This window comes from Microbispora sp. CSR-4 (assembly GCF_008033685.1).
Taxonomy (GTDB): Bacteria; Actinomycetota; Actinomycetes; order Streptosporangiales; family Streptosporangiaceae; genus Microbispora.
On sequence record NZ_VJVX01000333.1, the window covers coordinates 1 to 280 of the forward strand.

General features: G+C 62.1%; 1 protein-coding gene. It reads right to left on the reverse strand.

The features are described 5' to 3' along the window. The coding region (locus FLV34_RS40040; protein ID WP_147945654.1) for an endo-1,4-beta-xylanase at positions 1 to 280 on the reverse strand (280 nt) is incomplete at both ends.

Below are 280 nucleotides of genomic sequence, written 5' to 3' on the forward strand. Positions count from 1 at the left end.
AGGCCTCGTTGACCACGTCCCAGTAGGGGATCTTGCCCTTGTAGTGGGCCATCACGCCGTTGATGTGGTTGATCATCGCCTGGCGCAGCGCGCTGCCGCTGAGGGACTGCATCCAGCCCGGCTGCTGGGAGTACCACGCCAGCGTGTGCCCGCGCACCTGCTTGCCGTTCTGCACGGCCCAGTTGTAGATCCGGTCGGCGTTGGTGAAGTTGAACTGACCCTGGTTCGGCTCAGTCGCGTCGATCTTCATCTCGTTCTCGGCCGTGATCATGTTGAACTC